The sequence below is a fragment of the Pseudomonadota bacterium genome (assembly GCA_010028905.1).
Lineage (GTDB): Bacteria > Vulcanimicrobiota > Xenobia > RGZZ01 > RGZZ01 > RGZZ01.
Map to the genome: position 1 here is coordinate 1 of RGZZ01000034.1, position 20,794 is coordinate 20,794.

Genomic DNA, 20,794 nt, shown 5'->3' on the forward strand with positions numbered 1-20,794 from the left:
CACTTCCAGTTCGCTGCCGCCGCGATCAGAGCGAAGGGCAGCGACGCCGCCGAGATCTCGCTGCCGGTATGGACCCCTGCAACCACCGAGGCGTTCGCGGTGTACGGCGAGGTCGACGCGAACGGTGCGGTGGGTCAGCCGGTGGCGCCGCCATCGAAGGTCTTCCCGCAGTTCGGCGGTCTCGAGGTGACCACGTCGTCAACCCAGCTTCAGGCGCTCACCGATGCGGTGATCTACCTGGTGCGCTACCCGTTCGAGTGTGGCGAGCAGCTCTCGTCGCGCGTGCTCTCCATCGCCGCCCTCAAGGATATGCTTGGCGCCTTCCATGCCGAGGGTCTGCCGTCGCCGAGCGCACTCATCGCGTTCGTCGGGCGAGACCTCGAGAAGCTGCGCGCCCTGCAGTGCGCCGACGGCGGCTTTGCGCTGTGGACCCGGGACGAGCTCGAGTTTCCGTATGTCTCAGTGCACGTGACCCATGCCCTCGTCATGGCCGACAAGAAAGGCTTCACCGTGCCGCGCGATGTGCTCGAACGGGCGAAGGGCTACCTGCAGGCCATCGAATCGCACTACCCGTCGAACTACTCTGCAGAGGCGCGTCGCGCCATCACCGCGTATGCGCTCTATGTCCGCCATCTGATGGATGACGACGACGCAGCGAAGGCGCGGGCGCTCATCACCGAGGCGGGTGGCGTTGACAAGATGCCGATGGAAGCGCTGGGCTGGCTGCTCATGGTCTTGTCGAAGCAACAGGCCGATGCCACCGACATCCGCACCTTTCTCGCCAACCATGTCACGGAGGAGGCGGGCACCGCCCATTTCGTGACCCGCTACGACGAGGCCACGACCTACGTGCTGTTCGCCTCCGACCGGCGCACCGATGGCATTCTCCTCGAGGCGCTCATCGAGGACAGCCCGAAGAGCGACCTCATTCCCAAGATCGTGCGCGGCCTCCTGGCCCACAGGTCAAAGGGGCACTGGGACAACACGCAGGAGAACACGTTCATCCTCCTCGCCCTCGATCGCTACTTCAACACCTACGAGAAGATCACGCCGGACTTCGTGGCGCGTCTCTGGCTGGGTCGCACCTTCGCCGGCGAGCACCGCTACAAAGGACGCACGACCGAGCGCCACGACACCCGCGTCGCCATGGCGCAGCTCGCATCGATGGGGAGCGCACCCAACCTCGTCATCGACAAGCAAGGGCAGGGACGCCTGTACTACCGCCTCGGTCTGCAGTACGCGCCGCGCGACCTGCGACTGGCGCCCGCCGAGCACGGCTTCAGCGTCGAGCGGGTCTACCAGGCGGTCGACAAGCCCGGCGACGTCAAGCACCAGGCCGACGGCACGTGGACCATCAAGGCGGGGGCGCGGGTGCGTGTGCGCGTCACCATGGTGGCGCCCGCGCCGCGCTATCACGTGGCGCTCGTCGATCCGCTGCCGGCGGGCCTCGAGGCGGTCAATCCCGTGCTGGCCGTGAATGGCACCGAGCCTGGAGCGGTGCCCTCTGCACCGTCGCTGGGCGCACGTCGCAACTACAGCTGGAGCGGTGGCTGGTACGAGCATCAGAACCTGCGAGACGAGCGCGCCGAGGCCTTCTGCTCGCTGCTCTGGGATGGCGTCTACACCTACGAGTACATCTGCCGCGCCACCACGCCAGGGAAGTTCGTGGTGCCGCCCGCAAAGGCCGAGGAGATGTATGCGCCCGAGACCTTCGGCCGCGGCGCGTCAGACATCGTGGTCGTGAAGTAGCCGTCCGCCCGGTCAGCGGTGCATCGAGGCGAATGCCTCAGCGGTCTCGCGCCGCGGGGCAGCCTTCACGCCCAGCTCGCCCGCAACGCGGGTGAACACCTTCTTGAACCCCTCGCACAGCACGGTGCGGCCATCGGCGCCGCCCCCCATCTGACGTTCGAACGGGCAGCCGCCGCGGCACACCCCGACCCACTCGCACGACAGACAGGCTGCAGGCGTGGCGGTCCAGGTCTTGTGCAGCGTCTGGGCCAGGGGCGTCGACAAGATATCGTCGAGCGGCTGGGTCAGGACGTCGCCCAGCAGGTACTCAGGCTGGCCAGAGAACTCGTCGCACGGATACACCCGCCCATCGTAGCCGAAGGTGGCATACTGCGAGCATGACGCCTCGAACTTGCAGTACGAGGGCGCGCGACCCGACAGTCCCCGCACCGCGCCGGAGAGGCTGCGAATGCGAAAATGCGAAAATCGGTGCGCCCCAGGGCAAGCCAGCGGTCGAAGACCCGCACCATGAACTCCCCATATTGCTCAGGCGTGACGAGCAGCTCGTAGCGCCCACCGACGAAGCGCCCCGCGGGCGGGAAGTCGGCTTCCCAGAACCCAGCCTCGGCAAACCAGTCGACCAGGGCCTCGGCGTGGGGAAGCGCGTGCGGCGTGAGCACGCACGAAGCGCGCGGCGTGATGCCGGCGCGCTTGAGCGCGGCGCTGCCGGCCATGGTGAGGGCGTGGGTGCCACGACCCGATGGCGCCTTGCGATGGTGATCGTGCAACGCCTCGAAGCCGTCGAGGCTCACCGTGACGGTGAAGCGATGGCGCGCCAGCAGCGCGGCCCACGCGTCATCGATGAGCGTGGCGTTGGTCTGGATGGCGTGACGCACGCCGCCTGCCGACAGATGTGCCTCGGCGATGTCGACAGCCCGCTCGAAGGCACGACGCCCGACGAGCGTGGGCTCCCCTCCGAACCAGAGGATCTGCAGCGGCCCGCTGCGGATGCGCGCCAGCTCGCTCACGATGCGCGTGAGCGTGGCCTCTGACATGACGCGCCGTCGCCCCAGGAGGTCTTCTTGATAGCAGTAGCTGCACGCCAGGTTGCAGCTCTCGATCAGCTTGACCACCGGGGCGAGGCGCCGGGGCGTTGTCACCCCTTGACCCAGGTGATGGTGTCGGGCTCTTTCTCAGCCAGAACCTCGGCGAGCACCGGATGGATCTTGTGCTCCGCAACACCGGTGGTGTGCTCGGGAGCTTTGACGGCAGCCTGGGGGACAGCGGTTTCGTTCTGCATGCGCCGTGGCTTCTCGCCACTCGAAGCCGAGTCCTGCCCTCCGCACGCAGGGCCAGGCGCACGCAGACGCGCTCCGGCCAGGGACGCCGCCCCCGCAGGACCCCTCCACACGCCCTCGAAACTGCAGGTGATGGCGCATGACAACGAGATCAAGGATTTCCTCCACCGGGTCGACAGACTCGTCGAGCCCGCCCTTCTCTTCGGCACGGGCATCGACGTAGAGCACCTGCACACCCTCGTCGAGACCGTCTTCGATGGGCGCCACGTGTTCACACTCCGCGCCCATGGCCCCCTGCCGCCCAGCGAGAGCGACGTGACCGAGACGATTCGCAACAGCTTCGACGGTCACGGCGTTCTGCTCGTGATGATGGGCGCGAGCACGCCCCCCGCGGTGATTCGCGCAATCAGCCGGCTCTGTGCCGACGGAGCGTTCAGCGAGCGCAAGGACGGCGGCGCGTGGGTGCGCCACGCCCCGCCCCCATCGTGGCGGATGGTGGTGCTGGCCGACGCCGCCACACCGGACGACCTGCCCCCAGAGCTCGCTGATGCATTTCCTGCCGTGATGGCGCTCTGACACGCCCTCGTCGCTCGATGGCGTGACGCACGAACGCCGCGTCAGTGCCCCGTTGGCGAGGGGGCCGGCACCGTCGATGAAGGCGCAACCTGCACCTGGCTGGCCCCCTCTCGTGACGGCGCAACCAGCGGTGGCTGCGCCACCCCAGGAAGCGGCTCGACGGTGGACCGTGGCAGAACCGGTGCCGACATCTCCGATCGTGGACGCGCGAGCGCGGGAGACGTCGCGCTCGATTTTCTTGGCATGTCGCGCCGCAGCGCGTCCACCGCGGCCCGCATGTCACCCGAACGCTTGCGCAGCTCCGCGGCCAGCGCGCGGAACTGCGAGGCAAAGGCCGGGTTCTTCGAGATGAAGCGCAGCGCCGCCACCTTCTCCTCCGCGTCCTCGACCTGCTCGCGCGCCGCGGCAAGCAGATCGGCGCTCAGCTTGTCACCGTGCGCCACAAACACATCGAGACGGGAGATGGCCGATCGAAGCACACCCATCTGAGCGAGCAGGCGCAGCGCCACGTCATGCGAGCGCTCGCCCTGCTGCACCGCCGTCTGGCGCATCGCGCCCGCATAGAGGCGCATGCGCGACACGGCAAGGGTGCCCTGGGCGTGCACCGATGCGATGCGCGCGTCGGCCGCCTGGGCGGCCTTGTCGAGCTGATCGCTGATAAGGCCGCTGAACTGGTTGAACTTGTTGGCCTGCACGCGCAGATCGAACGCCAGATCGTTCCAGTCCCGGATCAGCGCAATCAGCCGCTTGCGCGTCTTCTCGCCCCCTCCGAGCTCCTTGCGCCAGTGGGCCAGCATCTCCCGAAACCAGTCGAGGCTCTGATCGGCGTGCGTGAGCCGATGGGTGAGCGAAGGCACGCTGTCCCCCATCACGCTCTCGTTGGCGGCGACGGCGTCTCCGGGCTCGTACTCGATGCTGAGCCAGCGCTCGCCCCAGAGCCGGCCGCCGATCTTGTACTGGGAGTCGCGGGTGAGGGTGACGCTCGACGTGTACAGCGGGCTGATGGAGATGGTCACATCGGCCCGCATGGGGATGTCGAGGCCCGTGGCCTCATCTCGCCCGGTCTGCACCGCAAGCTTGCGCACGCGCCCGACGAGACGGCCGTTGTAGAAGACCTTGCTGCCTTCCTCGAGGCCCTCGGCGCGATTGAAGATGACGTGGTAGGGCGTGCCCCAGTTCTTCTGCTGCTTGGCGCTCGTGGCCATCGAGATGAGGTATCCCACCACAACGATCACCATCGTCGCGATGAAGCCCACGCGAACCGTGCGCGACGCGTGCGTCACACGCGCACCTTCTTGGCGATGAGCACGAGCAGTGCGGGCAGCACGAAGAGCGAGGTGAGCATGCAGGTGCCCACCCCGAGCGTCATGACCTCGCCCAGGCTCTTGATGCCCTGATACTTGGCGATGACCAGGCTGGCAAATCCGATCATGGCGGTGAGATTCGAGAGAAGGATGGCGCGTCCTGTGCTCACTCGGAACATGTCGGCACTCCCCTCCTCCTGGAAGCGACGCACCACGTAGATTCCGTTGGCCACGCCGATGCCCAGGATCAGCGGAAGCACCATGTAGTTGGCGGGATTGAACGAGATGCCCATCATGGCCATCAGCCCCAGGCCCCAGATGATGCCCAGCACAAGCGGCAGCAAGGCCAGGAGCGATGCGGTGATCGAGAAGAAGTGCAGGAACACCAGCGCCACGATGACCAGGAGTGCGTAGGCGCCCGCCTTCTCGTAGGCCTTTCTCAGCAGGCGCGTCGACTCGAACATCTGACGCGGCGTACCTGTGGCCACCTGCCCCAGGCTCGCGGCATCGAGGCTCTGCAGGAAGCGCTGGTTGGCGGACTCGTCCCAGATGTCTTCCTTGGGGAACACCCGCAGCAGGATCTTGTTGTCACGGCCCAGCAGCTGATGGCGCAGCACGGGAGGCACGTCATCGAAGGTGAGCGCCTTCACCGGCGCGCCCGTGCCCCGGATGAGCTTGAGCTTCTCGTCGAGGTCGCCGAAGAACCGCTCCTGATACGCATCGAGCGCCTTGGCCGCTGCGTCGGTGCGGGGACCCACCGTGTGCTGCAGAAAGCCGTCGACGCTGAACACGAAATCGCGCACCTGGCCCGCAATCTCGTGCTGTCCCGCCGCCTGGACCTCCGGGAAGATCAGGAAGAAGATGCCCCGCAGCTCTGACAGGATGCGGCGAAGCAACGCCACATCAACGGCGGGGAGCGGTCGATGGAGCGCCGGCAGAGCCGAGAGCTCGCGCTGGATGGTCGGCACGACGCGCAGCTTCTCTTCCTGCTCGGTGGGAAACATGGGGGCGATGCTCTCCACCGAGCGCACGGTTGCGATCTTCTCCACCTTCTTCTGCAGGGCCCTCGCCTCATCAAGGGTGTCGGCGCTCAGCAGCGCGGGGATGATGCTCAACCCGGCGTTGGCAAAGAGGCGCTCCTCCCACTCCACCGAGGCTGTCCCCTTCGATTGCAGCATCTTGAGGTTCGCCACGAAGGGCACCTTGACCCGAGGCGGCGCGACGCCGAGACTCTCCACGAAGCAGAGCATCGTGAAGAGGGCGGCCAGAATGGTCACGCCCCACGGGTTCTCGAGCAGCACCGCCTCGAACGCGCTCAGCCCCTCCAGGGGAGACACCTTGATGCCAGAGCTCTGGCCCAGACGCGTGCGCCGCTTGTCGTAGAGCAGCAGCAGCGCGGGCAGAACCGTCATCATGGCCACCAGGCTGAACATGAGTCCCGCCGCCGCCAGCAGGCCCAGCTCGCCGATGCCCCGGAAGCCGGTGAAGCGCGCGGCGAGGAACGACACCGACGTGGTGAACCCCGCGGTGACGATGCTCAGCCCCGTGCCCCCAAACGTCTCGGTGAGCGCGTCAAGGGGCACCCGACCCGCCAGGCGCTCTTCGTCGTAGCGGCTGATCACCTGGATGCCGAAATCGATGCCCAGGCCGATGAGCATGGGCATGCACGTCACCGTGAGGATGTTGAGATGGCCGATGGCCAGCGTAGCAAACCCCATGGTCCAGGCCATGGCCATCATGAGAGCAACGATGGCCAACCCCGGGCGCACCAGGGTACCGAAGGCGAACAGGAAGAGCAGCGCCACCCCCACCAGCGACAGGATGCTGGCATTGGTCGAGTCCTCCTGCGACGAGCGCATCTCGTCGACCTCGAGAGGGGGCTCGCCCGTCACCCCCATCTCGACGCCGGGGAACTTCTGGCGCAAGTCGACCAGAACGCCGTCGAGAGCGGCCAGCACGTCTTCAGATGGGAGGGCCTCTCCCTTCGCATCGTGGGCCGGCTTGAGGCTCACCACGTACATGCGGCCGTCTGCGAACTCGCCCGGATAGAACGACTCGGGCACGTCGTCGAGCCCCGGACCGTTGGCAGCGCCGGATCTGCCGCCGAACATCTCGGCCCAGGGCGAGCGGTACTTGAAGCCCCCCTTCGCCCGCGCGGCCTCACCGAGCTGCGCCACGATGCGCCCCAGAACCGGAAGGGCCCCTGCGATGTCGGGGGCGCCATCGGGCGTTTCGCGCGGGGGCGTGGCATCGCCCCCGCCCTTCATTGCCTTCTCCACCTCTTTGTTGATGAAGGCGCGGATCTCGTCGTTGATGTGTCCGAAAAGCGGTACAAGGCCGGGCTCGGAGAGCATGCCGCCCACAAAGGGCGTGATGTCGCGCAAGCGCTTCTCGAGCTCGCGCAGATCGCCCAGCGGCATGTAGAGCAGCAGGCGCTGGCGCACGAATCCGAGGTCGACCTTGTCAAGGACGTCGGTGAAGGTCTGTGGCTGCTCGCGCAGGCGTGCGCCCAGGGCGTCGACGGCTGCACGATTGCGCGCCGGGTCTTGCCCCACGATGACCGCGACGATGTCATCGTCTTGGGGAAAACTCTCCCGGAACCTCAGGTAGACGCGATTGTACTCAGCCCCCTCGCCGATGAGGTTGTTGCGGTTCGGATCGAAGCCGAGACGGGTGACGGCCAGCACCACCGACACGACGGCCGCCAGCAGGCCGACGACCACGATGGGCCAGGCCGCGCGATCGCAGAGGTGAGCCAGCGCCACCATGAGCCTCCAGCCCGTGCCCTGCCTGTCGGCCGTGCCGTGCATGGACGCCCAGAGATCAGGCCGGCGAGCGCTCGGAGAGCATCTTGAGGAGTCCGAGGCCGAACTTCTCCACGGCCTCAGGCCCCTTCACGGTCACGATGTTGTCAGACACGGCCACCGCGGCCCCCGTGTAGGTGGCCCCCTTCTCGGCAATGAGCTTCGTCTCGGAGAAGTACACGGTGGCCTCGCGCCCCTCGAGCAGACCCGCGCGCGCAAGCACGACCGGCGCCGTGCTGATGGCGGCCAGGATGCGTCCGCTCTCGAACGTCTCCCGCGCGATGGCGTGGGCCTGAGGGTTGTCCCAGAGCTCGCGCACGCCCATGCCACCGATGAACACGACCGCGTCGTAGTCAGACACCGAGACCTCGTCGAAACCGAGGTCGGGCTTGACGCGGGTGTTCGCCATGCCGAAGACCTCCTTCTTCACTGGAACAGCGATCTTCATCGGCACCTTGCGACGAACGAGAAGCGCCTGCAGCGTCTTCAGCTCTTCGTCCTTGAAGCGCGACTGCGAGAGGATGATGAGCACATTGCTCTGTGACGGGTCACTCATGTTCAGGCTCCTTCTGTACGAATTCGTTGCAGCGCACTCAGGAAAGCGCCACCCACACGCTCTTGACCTGGGTGTAGAGATCGAGGGCGTGCATGCCGAGCTCGCGCCCGAAACCGCTCATCTTGTAGCCACCGAACGGCGAGGCCGCGTCGAAGTTGCCATACGTGTTCACCCACACCGTTCCCGCGCGCACGGCCGCCGCCAGGCGGTGCGCCTTCGACACATCGCGGGTCCAGATGCCGGCCGCCAGGCCGTACATGGTGTCGTTGGCCAGACGCACGGCGTGATCGACGTCGTCGAACGGCATGCACGAGAGCACGGGCCCGAAGATCTCCTCACGGGCGATGCGCATCTCGGGACGCACGTCGCGGAACACCGTGGGCTCGACGAACCAGCCACGCTCTCCCACGGCGCTGCCGCCACAGGCCAGCACCGCCCCCTCCTCGCGCGCCGACGCGATGTAGGCGAGCACGCGATCGCGCTGCTCGCGCGAGACCACGGGACCGAGGCGCGTCTTCGGGTCGAGGGGATCGCCCGGCTTCATGGCCGCGACCTTCTCGACCAGCTTCTCGATGAACGAATCGTAGATGCTCGCCTCGACGAGGAGGCGCGAGCCCGCCGAGCACACCTCGCCCTTGTTGTAGAAGATGCCGCTGATGGCACCGCGCACCGCGTGGTCGAGGTTGGCGTCGGCGAATACGATGTTGGGCGACTTGCCACCGAGCTCGAGCGAGAGCTTTTTGAGGGTGCCCGCCGCCTGGCGCATGATGGTCTTGCCCGTGGCCGTGTCGCCGGTGAAGGCGATCTTGTCGACCAGCGGATGGTCGACGAGCGCTCCGCCAACCTCAGCCCCCGGGCCCGTGAGCAGGTTGAACACACCCGCGGGAACCCCCGCCTCCGCGGCCAGTGCGGCCAGCTTGAGGGCGGTGAGCGGCGTGTTGGAGGCCGGCTTGAGCACAACCGTGTTGCCGGCCGCCAGCGCTGGACCGAGCTTCCACGAGGCCAGAAGAAGGGGGAAGTTCCACGGCACGATGAGGCCCACCACGCCCACGGGCTCGCGCATCGTGTAGTTGAGGAAGGGACCGCGCACGGGAATGGTCTCGCCGTGGATCTTGTCGGCCCAGCCGGCATAGTACTCGAAGATGCTTGCCACCAGGGGGATCTCGATCTTGCTTGCCTCGACGAGGGTCTTGCCGGTGTCGAGGGTCTCGAGCCAGGCCAGCTCCTCGAGGTCACGGCGAACGAGGTCGGCGAGGCGATGCAGCACGCGGCCCCGATCGGCCGCGCTCATCTTGCGGGTCCACGGCCCCTCGTCGAAAGCCTTGCGGGCCGCGGCTACGGCGACCTCGACGTCGCGCCCATCGGCCCGCGCAACCTGGGTGATGGCCTCGCCGGTGGCGGGGTTGATGGTGTCGAAGGTTGCGCCGGACTGGGCGTCGACCCAGCTCCCGTCGATGAAGAGCCGCCCTGGCGAGATGGCCGGGCGTGTGCCGTCAGGGGTCGAGAGCGGAGCGGCGGTGGTCAAGAGGATCTCCTGCATCTTTGAACGGCCACGGGTGGCCGATGGTGGACGGTCGCGCGGGGCCGGTGGTTGAAGGCCCCGCGCAGCCGGCGTTCCGCGGCCAGGGATGGCCGGACAGGCTCGGCGCTTTCGTCGCCCCCGAAGTCCATTCCTCTGGGCAGGGACGCGGCTGCGACGTGCCAAAAGGCGGGAATGTGCTCAGCCCAGGAACCTGCCTTCGCAATCGCTACACCATCGGCGGCGTTCTCGCCCGCGGGGGCATGAGCGTGCTCTATCACGCCACCGACGCGCACCTGCCGGGTGCGTGGGTGGTCAAGGAGATGCGCCCCGTCACGCCGTCAGACGACGATCGGATCACGATTCTCGAGCAGTTCCGCCAGGAAGCCGCCATTCTCGCAACCCTGTCACATCCGAGCCTGCCGCGCTTCATCGATTCGTTCGAGGAAGCGGGCAAGGTCTACCTCGTGGAAGAGCTCATCGTCGGACGCCCTCTCTCCGAGGTCGCCGCCGCCCACCGCTTCACCGAAGACGAAGCCGTGCGCTGCGGGCGCGAGCTGCTCGAGACCCTCGAGTACCTCCACCAGAACGAGATCGTCTACCGCGATCTGAAGCCCGACAACGTGATGGTTGCAGACGAAGGGGCTGACGGCGCCGCTGCCTCTCGCTACCGCATCATCGACTTCGGAATCGCCCGTCTGTTCTCGCTGGGCAAGCAGCGCGACACCGTGCTCATGGGCACGCCGGGGTTTGCGTCTCCCGAGCACTACGGCAATCGCCAGACCGACTTCCGGAGCGACATCTACACGCTGGGGGCCGTGCTCCACCACCTCGTCACCGGCCGCGACCCGGGCGAGCGCCCGTTCGCGTTCACGCCACCCGATGAGCTGGCCCCGGGCATCAGCGAGTGGTTCAGCGACATCGTGATGAAGGCGCTCGAGACAGATCCGTCAGAGCGCTTCCAGACCGCCCGGGAGATGCGCGACGCGCTCTCCACCGACCGTCACCTCGTGCTGCGCGCGCAGACCTTCCGCTATCCGCGTCGAAACCGGTTCTTCCCACGGTGGGAAAGGCCGCTGCAGATGGTCTCCGCCACCACCGGGAGCCTGGGCCTTCTGTCGCTGGCGAGCAGCGTCGACTTCCTGCCGCTCTCCATGTTCCTGCTCATCCACCCCCTGCTTCTTCTTGCGCGGTACGGCAGCGAATGGCGCATGATCGACGACACGTGGTTCGTGAGCACGCCCCGCGAGCTGCAGCTCTGGGTGGGCGACAACATGACGCGCGTGCCCTGGGCCCGCATCAGTGAGGTGAGGGTGCACAAGTTCCAGCGGCTCTTTCGTCCACGACGTGACATCGGACAGTCGATCGAGACCGATGCGAGCATACAGGTATCGGTGGTCGAGATCTTCCATGGCGATGGAACGCAATCGGGCCGGCGGCACGCGACGCGCTTCACCCACGATCTCGAGGGGTGGCGAGAGCTGCTCACCATCATCCTCTCACGTGCGGGCCTCCAGCGCCTGACCCGCGCCACCAGCGAGATGGCCGATGAGCGCTACATACGACTCGTAAGCGACAGCTCACATCCCCCCCACGGGTCAGACCTGCGGTGAGCAACGACTTCCATGGCCTTGCCGTGGGGCAGGTGCTTCACGAACGCTACACCATTCTCGAACTTGCCGCCCAGGGGGGCATGAGCACGATCTACCGCGCCAGCGACAGCAACCTTCCCGGCTTCTGGGCCATCAAGCAGATGACCCCCCTGCAGGCACGCGCCGAAGACCTGTCGTCGATTCGGGCGCAGTTCCGCCAGGAGGCCGAGATCCTCACCCGCCTGCGTCACCCAGGCGTGCCCCGCATCATCGACTTCTTCACCGAGCGCGACATCGACTATCTCGTCATGGAGTTCGTCGAGGGAGAGTGCCTCGAGCATCTGCTCGATACCCACCGCTCGCTCAGCGAGTACGACGCCACGCGCATCGCCATGGCGCTGCTCGAGATCCTCGAGCATCTCCACAGCCACGGCATCATCTATCGCGACATGAAGCCGGGCAACGTCATCGTGACGCGCGACGGGCGCATCGTGCTGGTCGACTTCGGCATCAGCCGGCTGTTCACCACGGGCAAGAGCACCGACACGGTCATCGTGGGCACGCCGGGATTTGCTTCTCCAGAGCACTACGGCCGTGGACAGACCGATGCCCGCAGCGACGTGTTCAGCATGGGCGCAACCCTTCACCAGATGCTGACCGGCCACGATCCGTCCGATTCACCCTTCACGTTCACCTCGCCCGCAAAGGCACAGCCAGGACTGTCACTGGGCGTGTCGGAGGTCGTCATGCGCGCGGTCGATCTCCTCCCCGAGCGGCGCTTCGCCACGGCCGCCGCCATGCGCGAGGCCCTCGCCTCGAGCCGCAAGATGCCCCCGGCTCGGCGCGAGCTCTCCTATCCGCGATTCGTTCCTCCGCAGCAGCAGGCGATTGTCTACGGCAGCGGGCTCCTCGGCTCTACCATGGCGGGGCTGCTGGGCGCGACGCTCTACGACCCCCACGCATTGCTGCTGGTGCCTGTCAGCCTCGCCGCCATGTCTGGCATGGGCGTCATGCGCGGGTGGAAGCTGCGCCACACCCGTGTCGTGCTCGACGACGCGGGGCTGCGCGTGGTCGAGGGTGCCACCGAGACAGTGCTGCGCTGGGAAGAGATCCGGGAGATCCGGGTGCTGCGCACCACCGGAGCCAACCGCACCCTGTGGGGAGAGGTGACGGTGTACACCTCGCGCATCGACATCGTCACCCCCCATCACACCGCGCAGCTGCTGCCCGCCCTCCAGGGCTGGGAAGAGCTCGTTGCGTGGGTGGCCTATCGCTCAGGGCTGCGGCTTCGAGGAGGGGCAGCCCACGGCGCCGATGAGATCTACGCGCGCTGAGCACCGCGTGGAGACCTTCGCCTGAATCTGACGGCGTGCGCGAAGCGGCGCGCCGTGAGGTAAGTCCCTCAGCGCGTGGTCGTGACCGGGCTTGTCGCCACCGTGGGTGATGACACCGCTGAGACCAAGGGCGTCGTGCTGATGTTCATGAGCACCGAGATCTGGTTGGTCGTGCGATCGCTCACCACGAGGTCGGTCTTGCCGTCGCCGTCGACGTCGAGGGCCAGCACGAACGCGGGATTGGTGCCCGCGCTCCAGAGGCCACCGCTGTCATACGACGCCGTGCCCACCGTGCTGCGGTTCACCAGGACCGCCACATTCGTTCCTCCGCTGAGCGCGGCGGCCAGGTCGTAGCGCCCACCCACCGCGAACGGACCGTCGCAGAGCGAGACGGGTGTGCCCTCGAGGCCGAAGAGCTGGGCGCTGGCGAAGCTGACATCGATGCTCGGCGTGGCCGCCACAGGCGTGGCGCTGGCCGCGGGAGTGGGGGTCGGTGAGGCGTTCGTCACCGTGGTGTTGAGAAGGATGGCGGCATTGCCAGCACCGGTGGCCACAGCGATGTCCTGGCGACCGTCTCCATCGATGTCGTCGACCACGAGCGCGTTCGAAGCGCCATCGCCCACGTTCACGCTCACCACCCTGGAGAATGTAGGCGCGGGAGGCTGGGGAACCGCGGTGACCTTCTCGGTGCTGCCGAGCAGCACCGAGACCGATCCATTGCTGTTCGCCGTCACCAGATCGAGGAACCCGTCTGCGTTCACGTCACGAATGACCACCTGCTGCGGGCCGCCGCCGGTGCCAAACGTGAAAGGCCCCAGAAAGGTTGGCGCCACGTGGGTGATGGTGGTGTTGAGGAACACCGAGACCGAGTTGTCGCCTCGATTCGTGGCCACAACATCGATACGTCCGTCGCCGTTGAGATCAGCCGTGGCCACCGAGACCTGCTGGGCCAGGGTGCTCGACTGGAAGAGGAAGAGGCCGCTGAACGTGGGCGTGCTGGCGCCGCCGGACGTGGTGTTCAGAAGAACGCCCACCGCGCCGGTGGGACCGCCCATCACGATGTCCGGGCGGCCATCGCCGTCGATGTCAGCGGTCGTGACCGACCCGACCTCGCTCACCGCGCCGAAGTCGAAGGCATCCGACAGCACAACCTTCGCGGGCGAGGGAGACGGCGAGGCATCGGTCTGGGCCGAGGTGGTGACTCGATTCGGAGACGCACTGGGGCTGGGAGAAGGAGACGCCGCCACGGTGGTGTTGAGCAGCACCGAGACGGTGTTGCTGCCGGCATTGGCCACCACGAGATCATCGATGCCGTCGGCGTTGAGATCGGCGCTGGCGATCCCAGCGGGCGCCTTGCCCACACCAAACGCCTGGGGACTGGCGAAGGCCACCCCGGTCTCATTCGTGGCGTTGCTGGCAGCGCCGCCGAAGCAACCGGCGAGCGCCATGACGAGCAACAGGCAGACAGCGACGACCGTGCCAGACAGTGATCCGATCTTCATGCGTCTCCCTTCGCCGTGCATCGGCCGCGGGCCTGTCTCCCATCGCCTGCAAGGCGCAGCGCTTCAGACCCGCTGCAGCACGGCCACCATGCGCCAGGCCTTGCGCCCGTAGTCATAGGCTACCTTTCGATCCATGGCGCCAAACCACGACAGCAACGTGAAGCGACCGCGCGAGAGCGCCTCGATCTCCGGCGCGAACCAGACGCGCTGGCGTCCCCGGGTGCGCACCTTGCGACGCCTCCCGCCCTCTTCGACCTCGAACTCCGAGCGCACGTCCATGCAATGGGTCACCGGATCGGGAACGGCCCGCCCTGTGTCCCATCGCACGGTGACCTTCACGCCGTCGCGCTCCCGCACCCACGCATCCTGGGTGGTGACGTCGCCCCGCAGGAACTTGCGGGGATGGGGCAGCTCGATGACATAGAGCCCGCCCGTTCGCAACGAGGCCGCCACGGCCTCGAAGTGCTGACGGGCGTCATCGGTCGTGAGCAGGTAGCAGAACGAACCGAAGAGGGTGTAGGCCAGATCGACCGGCGTCTCGGCGCGCCAGACACGCATGTCGCCCTCGACCACCTCGAGGGGACGTGGCTGGGCCCTCAGTCCGCCGAGGCGGCCCAGCAGCGACGGAGGCGGAGCTTTTGCGACCGCCGACGCCTTCCGGCGCAGATGCGCCACCATCGATGGCTCGATGTCGAGCGCCACCGACCGCAGTCCCCGCCGCGCGAACTCGAGAGCGTGATAGCCGGGTCCGGCCGCCAGCTCGAGGGCCGCCTCGAGGCGCCCTCCCGCCAGGCGCTCGACGCACCAGGCCATGAAGTCGCACTCGCGCGACGTCTCGCGCACATCGAAGGCCACATCGTAGCAGAGCGGATCGAGGTAGAGCTCGTGATGCTCAGACGGGCTCACGACACGGGCTCCAGCCGACCGTCTCGGGCCAGCGTGAAGGTGCGTCCGGCCCAGTGCACCTGGTTGCCCCGGACCGCCAACGCCCAGAGCACGAGCGTGATGAGATCCTTCACCGGAACGAGGAGAAGCCAGCTCGGTGAGACAGGTCGCCCCGCCACGCGGCGGAAGAGAAACGACGCGACACAGAGACGGAACGCAATCCAGGCGAAGAAGGTCTGCAGGCCCAGGACACCCAGCGCCAGCCCCGCCACGGCAAAGGCGGTCCCGTTCATCAACACGCTGAACAGGTAGCCGTTCTGGCGGCACACGCGGTAGCCCCGGTTCCAGCGCAGCTGGTGGTCGAAGAACTGCCGGAAGCTCGTGGGCCCGAGGATGTTGTCGACCACGTAGGGCGACATCACCACCCGCCAGCCGGCGTGCAGCGCGCGATTCCCCAGCAGGTAGTCGTCGGCAAGAAAGGGCTCGAGCCCCTCGAACCCACCGATGGCGCGCAAGGTCTCGCGCCTCACGGCCATGGTGGCCCCAAGGGCGAACGAGAGCCAGCGGTCGAGGGTGCACGCCACGAGCGTCGAGGGGATGAAATCGACGTTGATGGCAAGGGCTTCGAACGCGCCACCGAGATCGTCGGCCCATCGGGTGCGATAGGGGCACGTCACCACCCCTACGTCGTCGCCGCAGAAGCCCGCCGCCACTGCGTCGAGGTACCCGGGATCGACGCGCATGTCCTGGTCGCTCACCACGAGCACGTCTCCCGTGGCCTCACGCGCCAGGGCTGCCAGCACCGAGGCCTTCTTGTTCGGCCCCCCTGCGCGTGGCACTCGAACGACACGACTGGCGACGTGGGGGTAGCGGGCGCAAACGTCCTCCACCAGCGCGATGGCGGGGTCTTCCGGATCCTGGAAGCCGAAGATGATCTCGAACGTCCCCACATAGTCCTGCACGAAGAACGATGTGAGGTTGAGCTCGAGCGCCCGGCGCAGGTCAGCGGCCGCCTGCGCGTCGGCTTCACCGCGCAGCGGATCGAGCCCGCGCACCGGCTTGAGCAGGGAGAGCCGTGGTCGTGCGTCGCGGTCTGCTGGCGCCCCTCTTCGGGTGAAGGGGAAGCGCAGCACCGCGACCACGGCGAGAACCGCGTACACGACGGCGGCCAACAGCCCGGCCGTCGTCACGAGACGCGCGAGAAGAGCCATGCGACTAGGTCTGTCCGACCTTTTCCTTCTCCTTGCGCTCGCTCATGAAGCCGAAGAACTCGCGCCCCTCGCGAATGCGGCGCACAAACTCGCGACGGTCGCGCACCATGTCGTTCATGATGCGCAGGATGGGCTTCGGGCGCAGGTAGTAGTCGCGGTAGAACTTGTCGACCGACTCGAATATCTCTTGCGATGAGAGCCCCTCGTAGCTCAGCGCGGCCGACTGGATGCCGCTGTCGTTCACCAGGGTCGACGGGGCGAACCAGCCGTTCTGCTGGGCCTGCTGATACAGCTCGGTGCCCGGATAGGGGGCCGCCAGGGAGACCTGCAGCGAGTACGGGTCGACCTCCTTGGCAAATTCCATGGTCTGGCGGATGGTCGTGCTGGTCTCGCCCGGCAGGCCGAGGATGAACGTGCCGTGGATGCGGATGCCGAGCTTCTTGCAGTTCTTGGCGAACTCGAGGGCCTTGTCGACCCGGATGCCCTTCTTGATGTTGTTGAGGATGTCTTGGTTGCCGGACTCGAAGCCGACGAGCAGCAGGCGCAGGCCGCACTCCTTGAGCACCTTGAGCGTCTCGTAGGGCACGTTGGCCTTGGCGTTGCACGACCAGGTGATGCCCAGGGTCTTGAGCTTGCGAGCGATCTCCTCGGCGCGAGGCAGATCAGACGTGAACGTGTCGTCGTCGAAGAAGAACTCCTTGACCTGCGGGAAGTACTCGCTGGCCTTCTTCATCTCTTCGAAGACGCTCTGGGCGCTGCGCACCCGGTACACGTGCCCGCCGATGGTCTGGGGCCACAGGCAGAAGGTGCACTTCGAGGTGCAGCCGCGGCCGGTGTAGAGCGAGACGTACGGGTGCTTGAGATAGCCGATGTAGTAGTTCTCGATGGTGAGATCGCGCTTGTAGACGTCGACCACGTGCGGCAGCGCGTCCATGTCGTGGATGAGGGCGCGCTCCTTGTTGTGGCGCACCTTGCCATCCGGCAGGCGATACGAGATGCCGGCCACCTCGTTGAGCGGACGGCCCTCGGCGATCTCCTTGATGGTGAAGTCGAACTCCTTGCGCGCCACATAGTCGACGTGCGGCGCCGCCTGCAGGGTCTTCTCCGGCAGCACCGCGGCTTGCGCGCCCACGAAGCCGATGACCATCGACGGGTTGATCTCCTTGAAGCGGCGCGCGGTCTCGGCGTCGTTGGGCAGCGACGGCGTGCTCGTGTGGATGACCGTCATGTCGAAGCGAGGCGCCAGCTCGAGTACCTGCTCGACGGTGAGATCGTCGGCCGGTGCGTCGACCAGCTTGCTTCCCGGAACGAGTGCCGCCGGCTGGGCCAGCCACGTGGGGTACCAGAACGAGCGGATCTCGCGCCGTGCCTGATAGCGCGAGCCCGCGCCGCCGTCGAAGCCCTCGAACGAGGGGGGGTTGAGGAACAGAACCTTCACGAAAGAGCCTCCGGATGTAAGGGTGGGGTCAAGCGTCGAGCGATACGGTGTCGATCACGCGCTCGAGCAACGAGGCGAGATCAGATGAGGCCTTCAGCGCGGTGGCGCGAAGACCGAGAAGGAAGCGCAAGCCGCCGGGCCGCGCAAGTGCCGCGAGCACCAGGGCGAGGCGGCGAACATCACCACGTGCGTCGAGGTAGCGATTGAGATCGACCGGAAATCCATCATGCGCGCCGTCGGAGATGACGCGCAGCGACACGAAGGGAACGCCGTGCTCGCGGGCCACGCGAGCCACCGACAGCGACTCCATGTCGACCATCGACGCACGGGTGGCGAGCGCCCGCTTCTCATCGACGGTGCACACCACGCGGGGAACCGTCAGCAGGCTTGCGCGTTGCGCGCCGCAGGCGACCGCGACCTCCACCGACCGGTGGTCGCAGGCCACCTCACAGGTTCCGGCCTCATCGATCACGCGGTCGGCCACGGTGATGGCGTGACGGGGAAGAACGGGGTCGAGCCCGCCTGCGAGACCCGCACAGATGGCCAGGCGCACCGGCGTGGCCGCGAACAGACGGCGTGCGGCGTCCTCGGCGCGCGCCATTCCCGGGCCCGTCTCCTGCAGGCGCACGCTACGGCCTCGCCAGACCCCGTGCAGACGACCGTCACCGCCCTGCAGGCTGGGCGCGATGCGACGACGCACCTCGACCGACTCTTCCGGCACGGCCATGAAGATGGCCACGTCACAGCCGATCAGACGACGTTCACGCGACATCAGCAGGCGGTCTCCAGGGGAGGCAGGCGTGGGAACCTTCATCCCCGCGCGGGCGCGGCCGTGCTGGCGCCCTGAGTCCTTCCCTTGCGGTACGGGGTGAGGTTGTCTCGTCGCTGATACATGCCGAGTGCGTACAGCGGGAAGTAGATGCAGTAGTAGTGGTACTTGAGATAGAACACGCGGGGGAAGCCGGTGCCCGTCCACCACGTCTCGTTCCAGGTGCCGTCGGCGCACTGGGTGCGCACGAGGTAGTCGATGCCGCGACGCACACTGTCGCTGTCGTAGTCTCCGGCCGACATGATTCCCATGAGGGCCCACGCGGTCTGCGACGCGGTGCTCGGGCCCTGACCCCGAAGCTTGGGGAACTCATAGGAATCAGCGGTCTCACCCCACCCACCGTCGGGGTTCTGGTGCTCCCGCAGCCAGGTCGCGCCGGCCTGCACCCACGACTGGCGCATGTCGGCGCCGATGGCCTCGAGACCGCGCAGCACCTGCCAGGTGCCGTAGATGTAGTTCACGCCCCAGCGCCCGTACCAGCAGCCGTCCGGCTCCTGCTCACGCTGCAGGAACGCGATGGCGCGCTGCACCGGCGCGTCAGCCATGGAGTGGGTGCCGAGGCGCCCCAGCGCCTCGAGAACCCGTGCCGTGATGTCGGCGGTGGGCGGATCGAGCATGGCGTTGTGGTCTGCAAACGGGACGTGGGTGAAGATCTGGCGATCGTTGTCGACATCGAAGGCCGCCCACCCGCCGTTTCGGCACTGCATGGCCATCATCCAGTCGACACCGCGCCGGATGGCCGCCACGCGTCGTTCGTCGTCGCCCTCGGGGAGGCGGATGGTGTCAAGACCCATGAGCACCATGGTGGTATCGTCGACGTCCGGATAGAACTCGTTGGCGTACTCGAAGTACCAGCCGCCGATGGGCATGTTGCGTCGATAGCGGTGCACGTCAGCCGCCTGCTTCACCTCACGATCGAGGAACCAGCGCGCGGCCCGCTGCATGGACGGGTGGTCACCCGCAAGCCCGGCGCCCTGGACGCACACCGACGTGAGCGCCGTATCCCACACCGGGCTGAAGCAGGGCTGCATGCGCAGGGTGTCGCCCTCGCGGATCTCGAGCGCCTCGACCTCGGCCATGGCCTGCCGCATGAGCGGGTCGTCGCTCGCGTGCCCCGTGAGATGGAGCACCATGACGGTGTTGACCATGGGCGGGAAGATGGCGCCGACACCACCGCTCTTCTCCATGTGCTCGACCATCCAGGCCTTGCAGCGCCGCAGCGACGTGTCGCGGAAGGGGCGCACGCCGAGGCCTTCGACGACTTTGAGCACGCGGTCGACGGTGAGGAAGAAGTTGCGCCACGACACCAGGTTGTCGCTGAACCGCATCTTCATGCGTGCGAGGTCTCGCCCCCCGACGAAGAGCTCGTCGATGCGCGCGTTCGCGGGAACCGGCACGACAGGCTTGTGGTGCCAGATGATGGCCATGGTGATGACCATGGCGCGCGACCACGACGACATGGCGTAGATGTTGAAGTAGGCGCTGTTGGGCAGCAGGATGATCTCCGGCGGGATGGCCGGCACGGCCGCCCACTCGTACTGGCCGAACATCGACAGGCCGAACTTCGTGAAGCTGTTGCAGGCCGTAACGCCGCCCTTGCGCAGGATGACCTGGCGCGCCCGCTCCATGTGCGGCGCATCAGGGCTGTCGCCGACCAGCTTGAGGATGAAGTAGGCCTTGACCGACGCGCTCACGTCGACGGGTCCGTCGGGGTACATGACCCATCCGCCATCTGGATGCTGATGGCGCCGCAGGTACTCGGCGAGGAGGTGCATCTTCTCGGTGACGCGGTGCTCGAGGAAGTAGATCAGCATCGCGTACTCAGATTCGAGGATGGTATCGCCCTGAAGCTCGGCGCACCAGAACCCCTCGGGCTGCTGGACGCCCTGGAGCCATTGCTGGGTGCGCTCGACGGCCTGATCGACCGACGCGCTCGACGGCGCCTGCTCGTTCTGTGGAGCGCCGCTGGACGGAGACTGTGCCTGCATGGAACTCCTCTCGGGGGCGGATGCATCTCGCCACGTGCCCCCGCTCGCGGTCGCCCGTATTGTATGCCGGGTCGACTCCTGATGCAAGAGGGAGCGGTAAACAGGGGGCGGCGGAGCGCGAGGGGGCCCAGGCGTGAGACTGGAGCGCACCGCTCGTGGCGCGGACCGACCGGCGAGGTGCAGGACGGGTGCAGAGAATTTATTTCAAGTTCTGCCCTGGCGGGCCTCTT

General features: G+C 67.0%; 16 protein-coding genes. 4 read left to right on the top strand and 12 right to left on the bottom strand.

All coding sequences use genetic code 11. The features are described 5' to 3' along the window. A partial coding sequence (locus EB084_04485) for a hypothetical protein (GenBank protein ID NDD27506.1) occupies positions 1-1,749 on the top strand: 1,749 nt, incomplete at its 5' end. Positions 1,750-1,761: 12 nt separating this feature from the next. On the opposite strand, the gene EB084_04490 is transcribed toward EB084_04485, so the two are convergent. Then, positions 1,762-2,271, bottom strand: coding sequence for an SPASM domain-containing protein (locus EB084_04490; protein ID NDD27507.1), 510 nt, complete (start codon positions 2,269-2,271; stop codon positions 1,762-1,764). Continuing rightward, a complete protein-coding gene (locus EB084_04495; GenBank protein NDD27508.1) occupies positions 2,034-2,900 on the bottom strand; it encodes a radical SAM protein in 867 nt (288 codons plus the stop codon). Before EB084_04495 ends, EB084_04490 begins: the two co-directional genes overlap by 238 nt. Positions 2,901-3,158: 258 nt before the next feature. Between EB084_04495 and EB084_04500 the strand changes: the two genes are divergently transcribed. Beyond that, the gene (locus EB084_04500) at positions 3,159-3,602 is read left to right on the top strand and encodes a hypothetical protein (protein ID NDD27509.1); all 444 of its coding nucleotides are present in this window, start codon (positions 3,159-3,161) and stop codon (positions 3,600-3,602) included. A gap of 41 nt (positions 3,603-3,643) precedes the next feature. Here EB084_04500 and EB084_04505 read toward each other — a convergent pair whose 3' ends face one another. From EB084_04505 to EB084_04520, 4 genes are read right to left on the bottom strand one after another with little or no spacing between them, the layout of a single operon-like run. Then, positions 3,644-4,885 (bottom strand): MCE family protein, encoded by a 1,242-nt coding sequence (locus EB084_04505; GenBank protein ID NDD27510.1) that lies wholly within the window; start codon positions 4,883-4,885, stop codon positions 3,644-3,646. Further along, positions 4,882-7,716: a hypothetical protein gene (locus EB084_04510; GenBank protein ID NDD27511.1), complete on the bottom strand. Its 2,835-nt coding sequence runs from the start codon at positions 7,714-7,716 to the stop codon at positions 4,882-4,884. Before EB084_04510 ends, EB084_04505 begins: the two co-directional genes overlap by 4 nt. Positions 7,717-7,729: 13 nt before the next feature. Next, entirely contained in the window at positions 7,730-8,266 is a 537-nt protein-coding gene (locus tag EB084_04515; protein ID NDD27512.1) for a DJ-1 family protein, read from the bottom strand. A gap of 37 nt (positions 8,267-8,303) precedes the next feature. Further along, positions 8,304-9,806, bottom strand: a complete 1,503-nt coding sequence (locus EB084_04520) for an aldehyde dehydrogenase family protein (protein ID NDD27513.1) — start codon at positions 9,804-9,806, stop codon at positions 8,304-8,306. A gap of 23 nt (positions 9,807-9,829) precedes the next feature. Between EB084_04520 and EB084_04525 the strand changes: the two genes are divergently transcribed. After that, positions 9,830-11,398, top strand: a complete 1,569-nt coding sequence (locus EB084_04525; protein ID NDD27514.1) for a serine/threonine protein kinase — start codon at positions 9,830-9,832, stop codon at positions 11,396-11,398. Beyond that, on the top strand, positions 11,395-12,711 hold the full coding sequence (locus EB084_04530) for a serine/threonine protein kinase (protein NDD27515.1): 1,317 nt from the start codon (positions 11,395-11,397) through the stop codon (positions 12,709-12,711). The genes EB084_04525 and EB084_04530 overlap by 4 nt, the downstream gene beginning before the upstream one ends. 68 nt (positions 12,712-12,779) lie before the next feature. Here the strand turns inward: EB084_04530 and EB084_04535 are convergent, their stop codons facing one another. Genes EB084_04535 through shc form a run of 6 tightly spaced genes read right to left on the bottom strand, consistent with a single transcriptional unit; the run spans position 12,780 to position 20,564 of the window. Continuing rightward, a complete protein-coding gene (locus tag EB084_04535; protein NDD27516.1) occupies positions 12,780-14,234 on the bottom strand; it encodes a VCBS repeat-containing protein in 1,455 nt (484 codons plus the stop codon). Between the two features lie 42 nt (positions 14,235-14,276). Then, positions 14,277-15,119 (bottom strand): class I SAM-dependent methyltransferase, encoded by an 843-nt coding sequence (locus EB084_04540; GenBank protein ID NDD27517.1) that lies wholly within the window; start codon positions 15,117-15,119, stop codon positions 14,277-14,279. After that, positions 15,116-16,309, bottom strand: coding sequence for a glycosyltransferase (locus EB084_04545; GenBank protein ID NDD27518.1), 1,194 nt, complete (start codon positions 16,307-16,309; stop codon positions 15,116-15,118). The genes EB084_04540 and EB084_04545 overlap by 4 nt, the downstream gene beginning before the upstream one ends. Positions 16,310-16,313: 4 nt before the next feature. Further along, complete coding sequence (hpnJ, locus tag EB084_04550) at positions 16,314-17,747, bottom strand: hopanoid biosynthesis associated radical SAM protein HpnJ (GenBank protein NDD27519.1); 1,434 nt, start codon at positions 17,745-17,747, stop codon at positions 16,314-16,316. Between the two features lie 28 nt (positions 17,748-17,775). After that, positions 17,776-18,561 carry a hypothetical protein gene (locus EB084_04555; GenBank protein NDD27520.1) on the bottom strand — a complete coding sequence of 262 codons (786 nt, stop codon included), beginning with the start codon at positions 18,559-18,561 and terminating at the stop codon, positions 17,776-17,778. After that, positions 18,558-20,564, bottom strand: coding sequence for a squalene--hopene cyclase (gene shc, locus EB084_04560; protein NDD27521.1), 2,007 nt, complete (start codon positions 20,562-20,564; stop codon positions 18,558-18,560). The genes EB084_04555 and shc overlap by 4 nt, the downstream gene beginning before the upstream one ends. Between the last annotated feature and the right edge of the window lie 230 nt (positions 20,565-20,794).

Coding starts and splice junctions, on each gene's coding strand:
- EB084_04525 (NDD27514.1), top strand. CDS start 9,830: ATGGTGGACGGTCGCGCGGGGCCGGTGGTTGAAGGCCCCGCGCAGCCG.
- EB084_04510 (NDD27511.1), bottom strand. CDS start 7,716: ATGCACGGCACGGCCGACAGGCAGGGCACGGGCTGGAGGCTCATGGTG.
- EB084_04520 (NDD27513.1), bottom strand. CDS start 9,806: ATGCAGGAGATCCTCTTGACCACCGCCGCTCCGCTCTCGACCCCTGAC.
- EB084_04555 (NDD27520.1), bottom strand. CDS start 18,561: ATGAAGGTTCCCACGCCTGCCTCCCCTGGAGACCGCCTGCTGATGTCG.
- EB084_04545 (NDD27518.1), bottom strand. CDS start 16,309: ATGGCTCTTCTCGCGCGTCTCGTGACGACGGCCGGGCTGTTGGCCGCC.
- EB084_04500 (NDD27509.1), top strand. CDS start 3,159: ATGGCGCATGACAACGAGATCAAGGATTTCCTCCACCGGGTCGACAGA.
- EB084_04515 (NDD27512.1), bottom strand. CDS start 8,266: ATGAGTGACCCGTCACAGAGCAATGTGCTCATCATCCTCTCGCAGTCG.
- EB084_04535 (NDD27516.1), bottom strand. CDS start 14,234: ATGCACGGCGAAGGGAGACGCATGAAGATCGGATCACTGTCTGGCACG.
- shc (NDD27521.1), bottom strand. CDS start 20,564: ATGCAGGCACAGTCTCCGTCCAGCGGCGCTCCACAGAACGAGCAGGCG.